Source organism: Streptomyces sp. NPDC086989 (assembly GCF_044745505.1).
GTDB lineage: Bacteria > Actinomycetota > Actinomycetes > Streptomycetales > Streptomycetaceae > Streptomyces.
In genome coordinates this window covers 14,685-30,601 of record NZ_JBIVAL010000033.1, presented here as the reverse complement: position 1 = coordinate 30,601, position 15,917 = coordinate 14,685, and the positions used below count along the sequence as shown (strand labels likewise).

14 protein-coding genes, 1 tRNA gene and 2 rRNA genes are annotated in these 15,917 nt (G+C 52.1%); 9 read left to right on the top strand and 8 right to left on the bottom strand.

Annotated elements, in window-relative coordinates:
• A partial coding sequence (gene tilS, locus ACIPK4_RS38680) for a tRNA lysidine(34) synthetase TilS (RefSeq protein WP_402322262.1) occupies positions 1–841 on the top strand: 841 nt, incomplete at its 5' end.
• A gap of 139 nt (positions 842–980) precedes the next feature.
• The gene (locus tag ACIPK4_RS38675; RefSeq protein WP_209639922.1) at positions 981–1,298 is read left to right on the top strand and encodes a cytochrome c; all 318 of its coding nucleotides are present in this window, start codon (positions 981–983) and stop codon (positions 1,296–1,298) included.
• A gap of 63 nt (positions 1,299–1,361) precedes the next feature.
• Here ACIPK4_RS38675 and rof read toward each other — a convergent pair whose 3' ends face one another.
• The gene (gene rof / locus ACIPK4_RS38670; protein ID WP_004952197.1) at positions 1,362–1,619 is read right to left on the bottom strand and encodes a Rho-binding antiterminator; all 258 of its coding nucleotides are present in this window, start codon (positions 1,617–1,619) and stop codon (positions 1,362–1,364) included.
• Positions 1,612–1,842, bottom strand: a complete 231-nt coding sequence (locus ACIPK4_RS38665; protein ID WP_245210083.1) for a YaeP family protein — start codon at positions 1,840–1,842, stop codon at positions 1,612–1,614. Before ACIPK4_RS38665 ends, rof begins: the two co-directional genes overlap by 8 nt.
• Before the next feature lie 183 nt (positions 1,843–2,025).
• Between ACIPK4_RS38665 and ACIPK4_RS38660 the strand changes: the two genes are divergently transcribed.
• The 3 genes from ACIPK4_RS38660 to nlpE all read left to right on the top strand — a co-directional run bounded on the left by ACIPK4_RS38660 (position 2,026) and on the right by nlpE (position 3,828).
• Complete coding sequence (locus tag ACIPK4_RS38660) at positions 2,026–2,574, top strand: YaeQ family protein (protein WP_402322258.1); 549 nt, start codon at positions 2,026–2,028, stop codon at positions 2,572–2,574.
• 3 nt (positions 2,575–2,577) lie between these two features.
• Complete coding sequence (arfB, locus tag ACIPK4_RS38655; RefSeq protein WP_037426459.1) at positions 2,578–2,991, top strand: alternative ribosome rescue aminoacyl-tRNA hydrolase ArfB; 414 nt, start codon at positions 2,578–2,580, stop codon at positions 2,989–2,991.
• A 153-nt stretch (positions 2,992–3,144) separates the two neighbouring features.
• Positions 3,145–3,828 (top strand): envelope stress response activation lipoprotein NlpE, encoded by a 684-nt coding sequence (gene nlpE / locus ACIPK4_RS38650; protein WP_037426436.1) that lies wholly within the window; start codon positions 3,145–3,147, stop codon positions 3,826–3,828.
• Between the two features lie 52 nt (positions 3,829–3,880).
• Here the strand turns inward: nlpE and proS are convergent, their stop codons facing one another.
• The 6 genes from proS to metN form a co-directional block, all read right to left on the bottom strand.
• The gene (proS, locus tag ACIPK4_RS38645; RefSeq protein WP_265556454.1) at positions 3,881–5,599 is read right to left on the bottom strand and encodes a proline--tRNA ligase; all 1,719 of its coding nucleotides are present in this window, start codon (positions 5,597–5,599) and stop codon (positions 3,881–3,883) included.
• A 111-nt stretch (positions 5,600–5,710) separates the two neighbouring features.
• The gene (tsaA, locus tag ACIPK4_RS38640; RefSeq protein ID WP_209639930.1) at positions 5,711–6,418 is read right to left on the bottom strand and encodes a tRNA (N6-threonylcarbamoyladenosine(37)-N6)-methyltransferase TrmO; all 708 of its coding nucleotides are present in this window, start codon (positions 6,416–6,418) and stop codon (positions 5,711–5,713) included.
• Positions 6,415–6,819, bottom strand: a complete 405-nt coding sequence (gene rcsF, locus ACIPK4_RS38635; protein WP_209639933.1) for an Rcs stress response system protein RcsF — start codon at positions 6,817–6,819, stop codon at positions 6,415–6,417. The genes tsaA and rcsF overlap by 4 nt, the downstream gene beginning before the upstream one ends.
• A gap of 266 nt (positions 6,820–7,085) precedes the next feature.
• On the bottom strand, positions 7,086–7,901 hold the full coding sequence (locus ACIPK4_RS38630) for a MetQ/NlpA family lipoprotein (protein WP_402322252.1): 816 nt from the start codon (positions 7,899–7,901) through the stop codon (positions 7,086–7,088).
• Between the two features lie 174 nt (positions 7,902–8,075).
• Positions 8,076–8,729, bottom strand: coding sequence for a methionine ABC transporter permease MetI (locus ACIPK4_RS38625; RefSeq protein ID WP_012146460.1), 654 nt, complete (start codon positions 8,727–8,729; stop codon positions 8,076–8,078).
• Positions 8,722–9,753, bottom strand: coding sequence for a methionine ABC transporter ATP-binding protein MetN (gene metN, locus ACIPK4_RS38620; protein WP_209639936.1), 1,032 nt, complete (start codon positions 9,751–9,753; stop codon positions 8,722–8,724). The genes ACIPK4_RS38625 and metN overlap by 8 nt, the downstream gene beginning before the upstream one ends.
• 187 nt (positions 9,754–9,940) lie before the next feature.
• Here metN and gmhB point away from each other — a divergent pair, with 187 nt between their 5' ends.
• From gmhB to ACIPK4_RS38600, 4 genes are all read left to right on the top strand, one after another.
• Complete coding sequence (gmhB, locus tag ACIPK4_RS38615; RefSeq protein WP_209639939.1) at positions 9,941–10,504, top strand: D-glycero-beta-D-manno-heptose 1,7-bisphosphate 7-phosphatase; 564 nt, start codon at positions 9,941–9,943, stop codon at positions 10,502–10,504.
• Between the two features lie 407 nt (positions 10,505–10,911).
• Positions 10,912–12,454, top strand: a 16S ribosomal RNA gene (locus ACIPK4_RS38610).
• A 145-nt stretch (positions 12,455–12,599) separates the two neighbouring features.
• Positions 12,600–12,675, top strand: a tRNA-Glu gene (locus ACIPK4_RS38605).
• Between the two features lie 234 nt (positions 12,676–12,909).
• Positions 12,910–15,818 (top strand): 23S ribosomal RNA (locus ACIPK4_RS38600).
• Together the 16S and 23S rRNA genes with 1 tRNA gene alongside form the textbook arrangement of a ribosomal RNA operon.
• The last annotated feature ends 99 nt before the right edge of the window (positions 15,819–15,917 follow it).

Sequence of the window (15,917 nt, the reverse complement as noted above, 5' to 3'; positions counted from 1 at the left end):
GCGCCCGTTGTTGGGGATTTCACGCGAACAGTTGGAAGCCTACGCGCAGCAGCATAAACTCACCTGGGTTGACGACGACAGCAATCAGAACCCGCGCTTTGACCGTAATTTCCTGCGTCTTCAAGTGTTGCCGCTGCTGAATCAGCGCTGGCCGCATTTTGCAGCCGCAACGGCGCGTAGCGCCAGCTTGTGTGCCGAGCAAGAGCAGTTGCTGGACGAGTTATTGGCAGAGCAACTGCACGCGTTGCTGGATGAAGACAATGCGCTGGCTATTGAGGGTTTGCTGGCGTGTTCAGCAGCCCGGCGTTTTGCTGTGTTACGCCGTTGGATTGCGTCATTCGACGTTACCATGCCCTCACGTGAACAGCTGCAACGGCTATGGGAAGAGGTCGCACTCAGCCGCGACGATGCCGAACCGCAACTGCTACTGCGACAATATCAGATCCGCCGTTTCCGCCGGCGTTTATACCTGTTGCCGCTAATGGCCGATCTGCGGGATCTCAGCCTAAATTGGTCATTGGCAGAGCCACTCACATTGCCGGACGGATTAGGCACGTTGGTCAGTGGGGAGGGGGATATTTGCCTGCGGGCGCCACAGCCACAACAAAAAGTGAGCATACGTTTTGCCGCCCAAGGTAAACTCCGCATTCTTGGTAGAACGCATTCCCGGCCGATCAAAAAATTGTGGCAAGAGTTGGGGATTCCTCCCTGGCAGCGTGAGCGTATCCCGATGGTCTATTATGATGATCAACTTATCGCTGCGCTGGGGGTTTTTGTCTGCGAGGACGCTCAAATACCCGAAGGGCAACAGCCCCTGCGGTTGCACTGGCATAAAAAATAATAAGAGACCCAACCTACCTGACGTTGTCTTTTTGTTGGCGACCTGTATTTGCTCCAGTCACGTACGATTTGTACGTCCAGGGGGCGTTTGGTTGCCACCTCGATGCAACGCCAATGGTTTTGGGCATAGCGAAGGAGCAATGATGAAATTTGTGAGCGCAGTGGCGGTGATGTTGGGGTTGTGCAGCCTGCCAGCGATGGCTGCGGGCGATGCGGCGGCGGGTAAGGATAAATCTGCCAGTTGTATGGCGTGCCACGGTGCGGAAGGGAAGGTCTCCGTGCCCATGTACCCGAACCTGGCCGGGCAAAACGCCATGTATCTGGAGCATGCATTGCAGGCGTATAAAAAAGGCGAGCGTAATGGCGGGCAGGCAGAAGTGATGAAGGCCTACGTTTCAGCGCTGTCTGATGATGATATTGCCGATCTGGCGGCCTACTATGCCAGTCTTAAACCCTAGCAGAAGCCATAAAAGACGAGGGCAGCCGTTGGGCTGCCCTGTTGGGATGGCGTTACCGTTTAATCAGTCAGACAGGCTGACGACCACGGTACCGATTTCCGGATGACTGAAACTGAGGATATGATCCAGACGCAAGCTGAGAGCATTGCCGGCCTGATCGATAATCAGATACTCAACGCCCTTGGTAAACTTCAGCTCGGTGGCCTTGCCTTCGAGTTTTTCTCCGTCGCGTAACTCCAGCTTCAGAATGTAGTTATGCTGACAGGCGAGTTCCAGGCTTTCATAGTCATCGCAATTGATGGATTGGTACTCATCATTCATCAACATAGTCGCTCACCAATAAGTTAGCGGCGGCAAAGGCCGCCTGTTCCCTAACGGAGGACGGTAGCGCGTTATTCGCAGCAACTTCGTCCAATGCCTTTAATACACATGCTAACGCATCAGGCACGTAGCCGAGATCACCACTGCCGATCTCAGCGTAAAAACGGCGTACTAACTCACAGTATTGTTGCACAGTTTCCTCCCTTAAGAACCTCTGCGTCATCGAAGCCCTACAGCGATGAGGCGCAGGCTCTCGGAGCTTGACTCTATCCTAGACGACTATAGCACAGCTATTGTGGAGTTATTAGCACCTCCGCGTGGCTTTCGTGCCGTGCTTTTCCCGGCCGCGCTGGCAGCGGTTAGGCCAAATCTAGTACACTGTCGCCTTATAATTATGAGGTCACCCATGGCGCTGAAAGCTACAATTTATAAAGCCACGGTCAATATCGCTGATATGGATCGTCACTTCTACCACGACGCCACGCTCACCTTGGCCCAGCATCCTTCCGAAACTGAACAGCGCATGATGCTGCGTTTGCTGGCTTGGATCTGCCACGCGGATGAGCGTTTGGTATTTACTAAAGGCCTGAGCGCTGACGATGAGCCGGAAATCTGGCAGCGGAACGACCATAACGGGCTGGAAATGTGGATCGAAATGGGATTGCCTGATGAAAAGCGGATCAAGAAAGCCTGCAATCAGTCACCGCGGGTCGTGTTGTATGCTTACGGTGAACGCGCCGGCCATGTGTGGTGGCAGTCGATTCAGAATAAGGTGGCAAACCACAAAAACCTAAGCATCCGTTTTCTGGATGATGAACAATTGGGCAAATTGGCCGCGCTGGCCAGTCGAAATATGACGCTACAGGCTACGCTGCAAGAGGGAACTATCTGGCTTTCTGACGTTCAGAATAGTCTGGAAATCCAGTTTGCCGAGTGGCAACAGGCACAGGTGTGATTGGTGTTAGAACTGTCAAGAAACGTAGCCATACCGGATAACGAGCTGGAATTAACGGCGATCCGTGCGCAGGGTGCGGGTGGTCAGCACGTGAACAAAACCTCAACGGCTATCCATTTGCGCTTTGACATCCGGGCATCCAGCCTGCCAGAGTATTACAAGGAAAGATTGCTGGCCCTGAATAATCATTTAATTACCGCTGATGGCGTCGTGATTATTAAAGCGCAGGAATATCGCAGCCAGGAATTAAACCGCGAGTCGGCGCTGGCCAGGTTGGTCGCGCTAATTCAGCAGGCGATGGTGGTGGAAAAGGCGCGCAAAGCGACCAAGCCCACGAAAGGATCAAAATTACGCCGGCTGGAAGGCAAGGTACGTAAAGGCGCAACTAAAGCGCTGCGCGGTAAGATCCGCACTTAAGGATACATACACCCAATATAATTGGCGTTGCACCGAGTCGGCCAGTGAACGAATTCCAATGCGCTTGCGTGGTAAGTGATTCGGATAAGGGAGCACTGGCAACTCAGAGGCAGCGGCAAGAATAAAGGATATAAACACAGTAGGAGAATAACTGTGAAGAAAATAACACTGGCCTTGTTTTTAGCGGCAGGGGCACTTTCGTTACTGGGATGTAATAACCACTACCAGCCGAAAGAACAACCACTTCAGGCGATGCAACAAAGCTACCAAGGCATTCTGCCTTGCGCTGATTGTGGTGGCCTGGATACCTCGTTGTTCCTGGATAAAGATGGCACTTTCGTGTTGCAGGAAACTTACCGCGGTACCAAAGATGGCGATCAAACCTTTGCTGATTACGGCAAGTGGGCGCGTACAGCGGATAAGTTGGTGCTGACTGACAGCCGTGGTGATAAACGCTATTTCCGTCCGGTTGGTAAAAGCCTGGAAATGCTGGATCAAACCGGTGCTGTGATTGAGTCTCAGCTGAATTACCGTCTCGATCCCGTAGAGAAGGCACTGCCTAAGACACCGATGTCGCTGAAAGGCAGTTACACCTATATGGCAGATGCGGCAGTATTTAAAGACTGCGCCACAGGCCAGACTTTCCCGGTTGATAATACTATCGCCCTGGAGCAAGGTTATGCCAAAGCCTATAAAACCCCGGGTGAGCCGGTGTTCCTGACCCTGAATGGTCACTTCAGCGTTCAGCCTTCAATGGAAGATGGCTTAACGGAGAAAGCGCTGGTGCCTGACGGCAAAATTGCTTTCGACCGCAGCAAAAATTGCGACAGTAAATAAGCGTCATAAAAAAACCCGCCTCGGCGGGTTTTTTGTTTTCAGCTGTCGCGGATTAGCGCGTGATCTGGCCTAACAGGAAATCAACGATTTCACCGGTTTTGATCATGCGTTTCTCGCCGACGCGGCGGTTTTTGTACTCAATCTCTTCGGTGTCGAGGTTACGATCGCCGATAACAATAGAGTGCGGTACGCCAATCAGTTCCATATCAGCAAACATCACGCCTGGACGCTCTTTACGGTCATCAAGGATCACGTCGATGCCGTGTGAACGCAGGGTGTTGTACAGATCTTCCGCCAGCGCTTGCACGCGGAAAGATTTGTGCATGTTCATTGGCAGAATCGCCACCTGGAATGGAGCGATAGCATCTGGCCAGATGATGCCGCGTTCGTCATGGTTTTGCTCGATAGCCGCAGCCACAACACGGGTCACCCCGATGCCGTAACAACCCATGGTCAGCACTTGGTTACGACCGTCTTCACCCTGAACCGTGGCTTTCATCGCTTCAGAGTATTTGGTACCGAGCTGGAAGATATGGCCCACTTCGATACCGCGTTTGATCAACAGCGTACCTTTACCGTCCGGGCTGGCATCGCCTTCCACAACGTTACGGATATCGGCAACCTGCGGCAGCGGCAGATCGCGCTCCCAGTTGATACCGAAGTAGTGCTTACCGTCGATGTTGGCACCGGCACCAAAATCACTCATTGCCGCTACGCTGCGATCGGCCACGACAGGAACCTGCAGATTAACTGGGCCAAGAGAACCAGGGCCAGCGCCGATGATGGCGCGGATTTCTTCTTCGGTGGCGAAGACCAACGGAGCAGCAACCTGCGGCAGTTTTTCGGCTTTAATTTCGTTCAGTTCATGATCGCCGCGAACCAGCAGGGCAACCAACTTGTGGCCGCTTTCTTCTTTAGCACGCACCAGCAGCGTTTTGACGGTTTTCTCAACCGGCAAATTGAATTGCTCTACCAGCTCGGCAATAGTTTTGGCGTTTGGCGTATCCACAATGCGCAGTTCTTCACTGGCAGCAGCACGCGGCTCCGCAGGGGCAACGGCTTCGGCCAGTTCAATGTTGGCGGCAAAGTCGGACCCGGTGGAAAACACGATATCGTCTTCACCGCTGTCAGCCAGCACCTGGAACTCGTGTGATGCGCTACCGCCAATAGAACCGGTATCGGCATGTACCGGACGGAAGTCCAGGCCCATGCGGCTGAAGATTTTGCTGTAGGCTTCGTACATCGCATCGTAGGTCGCTTGCAGCGATTCCTGCGTGGTGTGGAACGAATACGCGTCCTTCATCAGGAATTCGCGAGAGCGCATCACACCAAAACGTGGGCGCACTTCATCACGGAACTTGGTCTGAATCTGGAAGAAGTTCAGCGGCAGCTGTTTGTAAGAGCTGATCTCGTTACGGATCAGGTCGGTGATCACTTCTTCGTGCGTTGGACCCAGTACGAACGGGCGCTCGCCGCGATCGACAAAACGCAACAGTTCAGGACCGTACTGTTCCCAACGGCCACTTTCCTGCCACAAGTCGGCAGGCTGTACCACCGGCATACATACTTCGATCGCGTTAGCATTGTTCATTTCTTCGCGAACGATGTTTTCAACCTTTTTCAGAACGCGCAGACCGGTTGGCAACCAGGTATAAAGACCCGAGGCCAGTTTGCGAATCATCCCGGCGCGCAGCATCAGCTGGTGGCTGATCACTTCGGCATCGGCAGGTGTCTCCTTCAGGGTGGAGAGCAGATATTGGCTAGTACGCATGGTGTTTTGGTTCCGTTAGAACTGCAAATTGCATTGGGTAGCCACAGTGGCGGCCAAAAGTGGTTTAGTTTACCAGTGCAAGCGGGTTGTCAAAAGAGAGACGATGGATTTTTAACGCAGGTCGAGAGACAGCACCTCGGTTTGTTGATCCACGACCCGCCAGCGTACGTTGAAATCCAGTAACCAGACCGCGTAATCCCGTTCCACTTCTTGCCCCTTACGGTAGGCTGGACGTGGATCTTGAGCCAGAACCTGAGTGATAAAGCGCCGTAACTGCGGGTAGCGTGTTTGATGTTGCTGTAGCTGCTGTTCCGCTTCAGGGGCAAAAAACACGGGCATATCACCGGCTGGCGCTGACTGAGCAAATCCGGCACGCGCCTGTGGCTGGCTTTCGGCAAAGGGCAGGTAGGGTTTGATATCCACCACTGGCGTACCATCAACCAGATCGAGGCTGCCCAATTCAAGCACGACGTCGCTGCCCTGAGTGCGCACATTTTTTAATTCAATCAGCGACATACCGAGCGGGTTCGGACGGAAAGTCGAACGGGTCGCGAATACTCCCATCCGGGCATTGCCGCCGAGGCGGGGTGGGCGGACGGTTGGCCGCCAGCCGCCTTCCATGGTTTGATGGAAAATAAACATCACCCAAAGATGGCTGAACTCACTGAGACCGCGTACTGCTTCCGCCTGATTATAGGGCGGCAGCAGCACTAACTCACCGCCACCATCTTCCACCAACCCCGGCTGACGGGGTACGGCGAATTTTTCTTTATACGGTGAACGGATGGTTCCGATCTGATTGAAAACAAACTCGGTCATTTGGACGAAACGTTAAGCGCTGAGCCTTGGCAAATGGCCTGTTGGTAACAGCCGGCAACGCCACTGACAATTTGGCAGTCGTGCAATAGCACGGCATTTGCTTTCATATAAGAAGCGCGGATTTGCATGCGTTTACGGGCTGTCGCCAGATTAGGTGGAGAATCCTGCACCGTCGTTTGGCAAGACTCGCCGGAAACTTCACCCAGATCGCGGAATGGCTTACCGACTAACTCTTCTGCACTTTTATACAGTTTAACCGGCGCGGGACGTGCCGCCGAGGTCGTTTTCGTTGGCGTTGTTGCTACCGGTTTGCTGGTGCTGTTTGTTGAGGGGGGCGCGAAACGCTGCGACGAACACCCTGCTAGCGCAAGCGCTAACAAACAGAGAGGTAAAGCACGCATTGAGATTCCTCTGCCTTGATGGAATATAGAAGTGGCGCTATTGAAGCAATCTATCGTGGAAATAACAAGACGGGCCGGAGCCCGTCTAGATTTCTGACAAACACCCGAAAAACGTGGTTTTCGGATGTTTGGGGTAAAGCAGAAAATATAATCCTTTGTTTTTATTAGTACTAAATGACTGCATCAGTCGCAAAGGATTTGATTAACAGTGTCAGACGGGCCGAAGCCCGTCTTGCAATTATAGGAATAAAATCGGTAATGAATAATTACCAACCTTTAACTGCACCACCGTTAAAGATCTTGTTGGCCGCTTCGTTCACTTCGTCAGATTGGTAAGCCTGAACGAATTTCTTCACGTTTTCCGCGTCTTTGTTATCTTCGCGGGCAACCAGCAGGTTCACATACGGCGAGTCTTTGCCTTCAACGAACAGGCCGTCTTTCGCTGGGGTCAGGCCAATCTGGCTGGCGTAAGTGGTATTGATTACCGCCAGTGCGATTTGCTGATCATCGAGTGAACGTGGCAACTGTGGTGCTTCCAGCTCGACCAGCTTCAGGTTTTTCGGGTTCTCAGTTACGTCCAGCACGGTCGGCAGCAGGCCAACACCGTCTTTCAGTTTGATCAGGTTAACCTTCTGCAGCAGCAGCAGGGAACGGCCCAGGTTCGTTGGGTCATTAGGCAAGGCAACCTGAGAACCGTCTTTCAGTTCGTCCAGAGATTTGATTTTCTTGGAGTAACCGGCAATCGGATAAACGAAGGTATTGCCGACTGCGACCAGTTTGTAGCCGCGATCCTTGATTTGCTGGTCCAGATAAGGTTTGTGCTGGAAGGCGTTCAGATCGATGTCACCTTTGCTCAGCGCTTCGTTTGGCAGCACGTAGTCATTGAACGTTACCAGCTCGACGTCCAGACCGTATTTCTCTTTCGCCACTTTTTGCGCGATTTCGGCGACCTGCTGTTCAGCACCGACAATGACGCCGACTTTAATATGGTTCGGATCTTTTTCTTCTTGACCACAGCCTACCAGAGCCAGACTACCGATCAGTGCGCCGATTGCTGCGATGGATTTAAATTTTAACGACATATCCCTTCCTCATTAGACTCGCATTTGAAATACGCTTTACCCTTTATCTTTCAAAGCCCAGCGTTGTTGGCTGTGTACGCTCACCCCAATTACTGTTCATGGGGACTCGCTTACTTGCCGCCTGGCCAGGTTCTGAAATCTATCGGGTAGATATCAGCGCAGTTGCTGTAAAAACTACTTATGGGTGACGGCCTTGACGATCCGGTCACCGAAGAACTGAATCAGATAAACCAGCACCACCAGTAATACTAATACGGTATTCATTACTGTGGCGTTATAACCGATATAACCGTACTGATAACCAATCTGCCCCAGCCCACCTGCGCCAACAGCGCCGCCCATGGCGGAATAACCCACCAGAGTGATCAAGGTAATGGTGGCGGCGTTAACCAAACCCGGCAGGGCTTCTGGCAACAACACCTTTTTAATGATTTGCATCGGGGTTGCGCCCATCGCACGGGCCGCTTCCACCAAGCCAGAGGGGATTTCCAACAGCGCGTTCTCTACCATACGGGCAATAAAGGGGGCAGCGCCTACGGTCAGTGGCACGATGGCCGCTTGCAGGCCAATCGACGTACCGACGATCAAACGAGTAAATGGAATCATCCACACCAACAGAATAATGAAGGGGATGGAACGGAAAACGTTCACTAACCCAGACAGTGTTCTATATAGCGTATTGTTGGCGGCGATTTGCCCCGGACGAGTCACATACAGCAGCACGCCAACCGGCAGGCCGAGTACGAAACCGAAAAAGCCGGAGACAAAGGTCATCATGACGGTTTCCCACACGCCACGAGCCATTAACCACATCATTGCCTCAGACATAACCCAGAACCTCTACTTTTACCTGATTTTCCTGCAGGAACTTAATCGTTGCCAATGCGTCTTCATCACTGCCGTGGAGCTCAGCGAGCATCACGCCAAATTTGACGCCACCGGCATAGTCCATCTGCGCACTGATGATGTTGTTATTCACGTTGAAACGGCGGGCAGCTTCTGACAGCAGCGGCGCATCAACTGACTGGCCGGTGAATTCCAGACGTAATAGTGGCTGACGGCCACCACTGCGTTCAGGCGCCAGGCGCTTGGCATAGTCATCCGGGATATCCAGGTGCAGCGTGGATTGAATGAACTGCTGGGCCAGCGGGGTTTTCGGGTGCGAGAACACTTCGCTGACACTGTCTTTTTCAATGAGTTGGCCCTGGCTGATAACCGCAACCTGATCACAGATGCGTTTTACCACGTCCATTTCATGGGTGATCAGCAAAATAGTCAGACCAAGACGACGGTTAATGTCTTTCAACAGTTCCAGAATTGAACGTGTGGTGGCCGGGTCCAGGGCGCTGGTGGCTTCATCACACAACAGAACTTTAGGTTGGCTTGCCAATGCACGGGCAATTGCCACGCGTTGCTTCTGGCCGCCTGACAGGTTAGCCGGATAGGCATCATGCTTATCTGACAAACCGACCAGTTCCAACAGTTCGGTCACGCGTTTTTTGATTTCAGCGCGCGGGGTGTTATCCAGCTCGAGCGGCAAAGCAACGTTGCCGAACACGGTACGGGAAGACAGCAGGTTAAAGTGTTGGAAAATCATGCCAATCTGACGGCGTGCGCGCGTCAGTTCGCTTTCAGACAGCGACGTCAGATCCTGTCCGTCGACCAGCACCTGGCCCGAGGTTGGGCGCTCAAGCATATTGGCGCAGCGGATCAAGGTACTTTTACCGGCGCCTGATGCACCGATAACGCCATAAATTTGCCCGGCAGGGACGTGAAGAGTCACGTCAGAGAGCGCGTTAATCGTGCGCGAACCCTGCTGGAACACTTTGGTGATGTTAGAAAGTTTAATCATATTCTTCTTATTTTAGCGTGGTTGCCCGTGGCTAGATAAAAGTAAACCTTGGCGTGGACCAAGGTATGACTCAGATGTTAAGGCGTCTAGACGTCTAAGTCAACGATCAACGCTGTTCTCTTCCGTTCTCAGCATTGGGTAAAACATGCGATACTGTGCACGTTTTCAGGCCCTCAGGAGCAAACCGGTGACACAAAGCGTTCCAGCAATTTTCCTCGATCGTGATGGCACGATTAATGTCGACCATGGCTACGTCCATGAAATCGATAATTTCCACTTTATTGATGGCGTGATTGACGCCTGTCGCGAACTTAAAAAGATGGGCTTTGCTTTGGTATTGGTGACTAACCAGTCTGGCATCGCACGCGGTAAGTTCAGCGAAGACCAGTTTATGTACCTGACTGAATGGATGGACTGGTCGTTAGCCGATCGTGATGTTGATCTGGATGGCATCTATTTCTGTCCACATCATCCAGAAGCAGTAATAGAAGAGTTCCGCCAAGTGTGCGATTGCCGCAAGCCTCAACCTGGCATGTTGTTGCAGGCGCAGCAGGAATTGAACATTGATATGGCTGCTTCTTATATGGTTGGCGACAAACTGGAAGATATGCAGGCGGCAATGGCGGCGGGTGTTGGCACAAAAGTACTGGTGCGTACCGGCAAGCCAGTCACTGAAGAAGGCGAGAAACTGGCAGATTGGGTGTTAAACAGCCTGGCAGACCTGCCGGAAGCCATTAAAAAGCGGGTTTAGTAGACGTTATGCATGAATAGTGAGCGGTCAGATAAAAAGTGAATATTAATCCTTGTCATTCTGAGCCGGCTCCCTATAATGCGCCTCCATCGACACGGAACATGTGAACAACTTCACAGAGTCTCCGGGGTTCGAAGAGAAAAAATCCTGAAATTTAGGGGTTGACTCTGAAAGAGGAAAGCGTATTATACGCCACCTCGAGATAGCAAGCTACGGCGGCTAACTCACTGCTCTTTAACAATTTATCAGACAATCTGTGTGGGCACTCCACAAGACGATATCCAGAACCTTCGGGTTCGAAAAAATATCAAGTCTTGAAGAGTGACCAAGCAGTAATTCATTTAGTTGAATTATTACGAAAGTTAATTTTCGAGCATCGCTTCACAAGTTGAAGCAAATCAAGCTTTTAATTGAAGAGTTTGATCATGGCTCAGATTGAACGCTGGCGGCAGGCCTAACACATGCAAGTCGAGCGGTAGCACAGGAGAGCTTGCTCTCTGGGTGACGAGCGGCGGACGGGTGAGTAATGTCTGGGAAACTGCCTGATGGAGGGGGATAACTACTGGAAACGGTAGCTAATACCGCATAACGTCTTCGGACCAAAGTGGGGGACCTTCGGGCCTCACGCCATCAGATGTGCCCAGATGGGATTAGCTAGTAGGTGGGGTAATGGCTCACCTAGGCGACGATCCCTAGCTGGTCTGAGAGGATGACCAGCCACACTGGAACTGAGACACGGTCCAGACTCCTACGGGAGGCAGCAGTGGGGAATATTGCACAATGGGCGCAAGCCTGATGCAGCCATGCCGCGTGTGTGAAGAAGGCCTTCGGGTTGTAAAGCACTTTCAGCGAGGAGGAAGGGTGGTGTGTTAATAGCACATCACATTGACGTTACTCGCAGAAGAAGCACCGGCTAACTCCGTGCCAGCAGCCGCGGTAATACGGAGGGTGCAAGCGTTAATCGGAATTACTGGGCGTAAAGCGCACGCAGGCGGTTTGTTAAGTCAGATGTGAAATCCCCGCGCTTAACGTGGGAACTGCATTTGAAACTGGCAAGCTAGAGTCTTGTAGAGGGGGGTAGAATTCCAGGTGTAGCGGTGAAATGCGTAGAGATCTGGAGGAATACCGGTGGCGAAGGCGGCCCCCTGGACAAAGACTGACGCTCAGGTGCGAAAGCGTGGGGAGCAAACAGGATTAGATACCCTGGTAGTCCACGCTGTAAACGATGTCGACTTGGAGGTTGTGCCCTTGAGGCGTGGCTTCCGGAGCTAACGCGTTAAGTCGACCGCCTGGGGAGTACGGCCGCAAGGTTAAAACTCAAATGAATTGACGGGGGCCCGCACAAGCGGTGGAGCATGTGGTTTAATTCGATGCAACGCGAAGAACCTTACCTACTCTTGACATCCAGAGAATTCGCTAGAGATAGCTTAGTGCCTTCGGGAACTCTGAGACAGGTGCTGCATGGCTGTCGTCAGCTCGTGTTGTGAAATGTTGGGTTAAGTCCCGCAACGAGCGCAACCCTTATCCTTTGTTGCCAGCACGTAATGGTGGGAACTCAAAGGAGACTGCCGGTGATAAACCGGAGGAAGGTGGGGATGACGTCAAGTCATCATGGCCCTTACGAGTAGGGCTACACACGTGCTACAATGGCGTATACAAAGAGAAGCGAACTCGCGAGAGCAAGCGGACCTCATAAAGTACGTCGTAGTCCGGATTGGAGTCTGCAACTCGACTCCATGAAGTCGGAATCGCTAGTAATCGTAGATCAGAATGCTACGGTGAATACGTTCCCGGGCCTTGTACACACCGCCCGTCACACCATGGGAGTGGGTTGCAAAAGAAGTAGGTAGCTTAACCTTCGGGAGGGCGCTTACCACTTTGTGATTCATGACTGGGGTGAAGTCGTAACAAGGTAACCGTAGGGGAACCTGCGGTTGGATCACCTCCTTACCTAATGATATTGATTCGCGTGAAGTGCTCACACAGATTGTCTGATGAAAAAGTAATGAGCAAAAGCGCTACCTGTTGATGTAATGAGTCTCTGACTCATGCTGATACGAACCGATTAAGACGTTCAGTTTAATCGGATTTTCGTGTCCCCATCGTCTAGAGGCCTAGGACACTGCCCTTTCACGGCTGTAACAGGGGTTCGAATCCCCTTGGGGACGCCAATCCGATAATGAGTGAAAGACATTATCACCGGTTAGTCATAACCAAAAAAATCTTAAAGATGACTCTTGCGAGTCGTGTTTAAGATATTGCTCTTTAACAATCTGGAACAAGCTGAAAATTGAAACATGACAGCTGAAACTTATCCCTCCGTAGATGTATTGGGGTAAGGATTAACCTGTCATAGAGTCTCTCAAATGTAGCAGCACGAAAGTGGAAACACCTTCGGGTTGTGAGGTTAAGTGACTAAGCGTACACGGTGGATGCCTAGGCAGTCAGAGGCGATGAAGGGCGTGCTAATCTGCGATAAGCGTCGGTAAGGTGATATGAACCGTAATAACCGGCGATACCCGAATGGGGAAACCCAGTGCAATTCGTTGCACTATCATACGATGAATACATAGTCGTATGAGGCGAACCGGGGGAACTGAAACATCTAAGTACCCCGAGGAAAAGAAATCAACCGAGATTCCCCCAGTAGCGGCGAGCGAACGGGGAGGAGCCCAGAACCTGAATCAGTTCTTGTGTTAGTGGAAGCGTCTGGAAAGTCGCACAGTAAAGGGTGATAGTCCCGTACACTAAAATGCATTAACTGTGAGTTCGATGAGTAGGGCGGGACACGTGACATCCTGTCTGAATATGGGGGGACCATCCTCCAAGGCTAAATACTCCTGACTGACCGATAGTGAACCAGTACCGTGAGGGAAAGGCGAAAAGAACCCCGGCGAGGGGAGTGAAATAGAACCTGAAACCGTGTACGTACAAGCAGTGGGAGCACCTTCGTGGTGTGACTGCGTACCTTTTGTATAATGGGTCAGCGACTTATATTTTGTAGCAAGGTTAACCGTATAGGGGAGCCGTAGGGAAACCGAGTCTTAACTGGGCGAATAGTTGCAAGGTATAGACCCGAAACCCGGTGATCTAGCCATGGGCAGGTTGAAGGTTGGGTAACACTAACTGGAGGACCGAACCGACTAATGTTGAAAAATTAGCGGATGACTTGTGGCTGGGGGTGAAAGGCCAATCAAACCGGGAGATAGCTGGTTCTCCCCGAAAGCTATTTAGGTAGCGCCTCGTGAACTCATCTTCGGGGGTAGAGCACTGTTTCGGCTAGGGGGCCATCCCGGCTTACCAAACCGATGCAAACTCCGAATACCGAAGAATGTTATCACGGGAGACACACGGCGGGTGCTAACGTCCGTCGTGAAGAGGGAAACAACCCAGACCGCCAGCTAAGGTCCCAAAGTCATGGTTAAGTGGGAAACGATGTGGGAAGGCATAGACAGCCAGGATGTTGGCTTAGAAGCAGCCATCATTTAAAGAAAGCGTAATAGCTCACTGGTCGAGTCGGCCTGCGCGGAAGATGTAACGGGGCTAAACCATGCACCGAAGCTGCGGCAGCGACGCTTAGGCGTTGTTGGGTAGGGGAGCGTTCTGTAAGCCGTTGAAGGTGGCCTGTGAGGGTTGCTGGAGGTATCAGAAGTGCGAATGCTGACATAAGTAACGATAAAGCGGGTGAAAAACCCGCTCGCCGGAAGACCAAGGGTTCCTGTCCAACGTTAATCGGGGCAGGGTGAGTCGACCCCTAAGGCGAGGCCGAAAGGCGTAGTCGATGGGAAACAGGTTAATATTCCTGTACTCGGTGTTACTGCGAAGGGGGGACGGAGAAGGCTAGGCTAGCCGGGCGACGGTTGTCCCGGTTTAAGCGTGTAGGGGGAATGACCTGGTAAATCCGGTTATTCATTCAACCCTGAGGCGTGATGACGATGCACTACGGTGCAGAAGTAGTTGATGCCAAGCTTCCAGGAAAAGCCTCTAAGCATCAGGTAACACAGAATCGTACCCCAAACCGACACAGGTGGTCAGGTAGAGAATACCAAGGCGCTTGAGAGAACTCGGGTGAAGGAACTAGGCAAAATGGTGCCGTAACTTCGGGAGAAGGCACGCTGGCGCGTAGGTGAAGAGACTTGCTCTCGGAGCTGAAGCCAGTCGCAGATACCAGCTGGCTGCAACTGTTTAATAAAAACACAGCACTGTGCAAACACGAAAGTGGACGTATACGGTGTGACGCCTGCCCGGTGCTGGAAGGTTAATTGATGGGGTCAGCCGCAAGGCGAAGCTCTTGATCGAAGCCCCAGTAAACGGCGGCCGTAACTATAACGGTCCTAAGGTAGCGAAATTCCTTGTCGGGTAAGTTCCGACCTGCACGAATGGCGTAATGATGGCCAGGCTGTCTCCACCCGAGACTCAGTGAAATTGAACTCGCTGTGAAGATGCAGTGTACCCGCGGCAAGACGGAAAGACCCCGTGAACCTTTACTATAGCTTGACACTGAACATTGAGCCTTGATGTGTAGGATAGGTGGGAGGCTTTGAAGTGTGGACGCCAGTCTGCATGGAGCCAACCTTGAAATACCACCCTTTAATGTTTGATGTTCTAACTCGGCCCCGTAATCCGGGGTGAGGACAGTGTCTGGTGGGTAGTTTGACTGGGGCGGTCTCCTCCCAAAGAGTAACGGAGGAGCACGAAGGTTAGCTAATCACGGTCGGACATCGTGAGGTTAGTGCAAAGGCATAAGCTAGCTTGACTGCGAGAGTGACGGCTCGAGCAGGTACGAAAGTAGGTCTTAGTGATCCGGTGGTTCTGAATGGAAGGGCCATCGCTCAACGGATAAAAGGTACTCCGGGGATAACAGGCTGATACCGCCCAAGAGTTCATATCGACGGCGGTGTTTGGCACCTCGATGTCGGCTCATCACATCCTGGGGCTGAAGTAGGTCCCAAGGGTATGGCTGTTCGCCATTTAAAGTGGTACGCGAGCTGGGTTTAGAACGTCGTGAGACAGTTCGGTCCCTATCTGCCGTGGGCGTTGGAAGATTGAGAGGGGTTGCTCCTAGTACGAGAGGACCGGAGTGAACGCACCACTGGTGTTCGGGTTGTCATGCCAATGGCACTGCCCGGTAGCTAAGTGCGGAAAAGATAAGCGCTGAAAGCATCTAAGCGCGAAACTTGCCTCGAGATGAGTCTTCCCTGGGAACTTGATTCCCCTGAAGGAACGTTTAAGACTAAGACGTTGATAGGCTGGGTGTGTAAGTGCAGCGATGCATTGAGCTAACCAGTACTAATGATCCGTGAGACTTAACCTTACAACACCAAAGGTGTTTTTAGAGCAGACGAAAGATTTTCAGCGATGTTCCGAGATTGGTTTTGGTGGTTACGCGAGTAACGGCCGGAATGAAACAGAA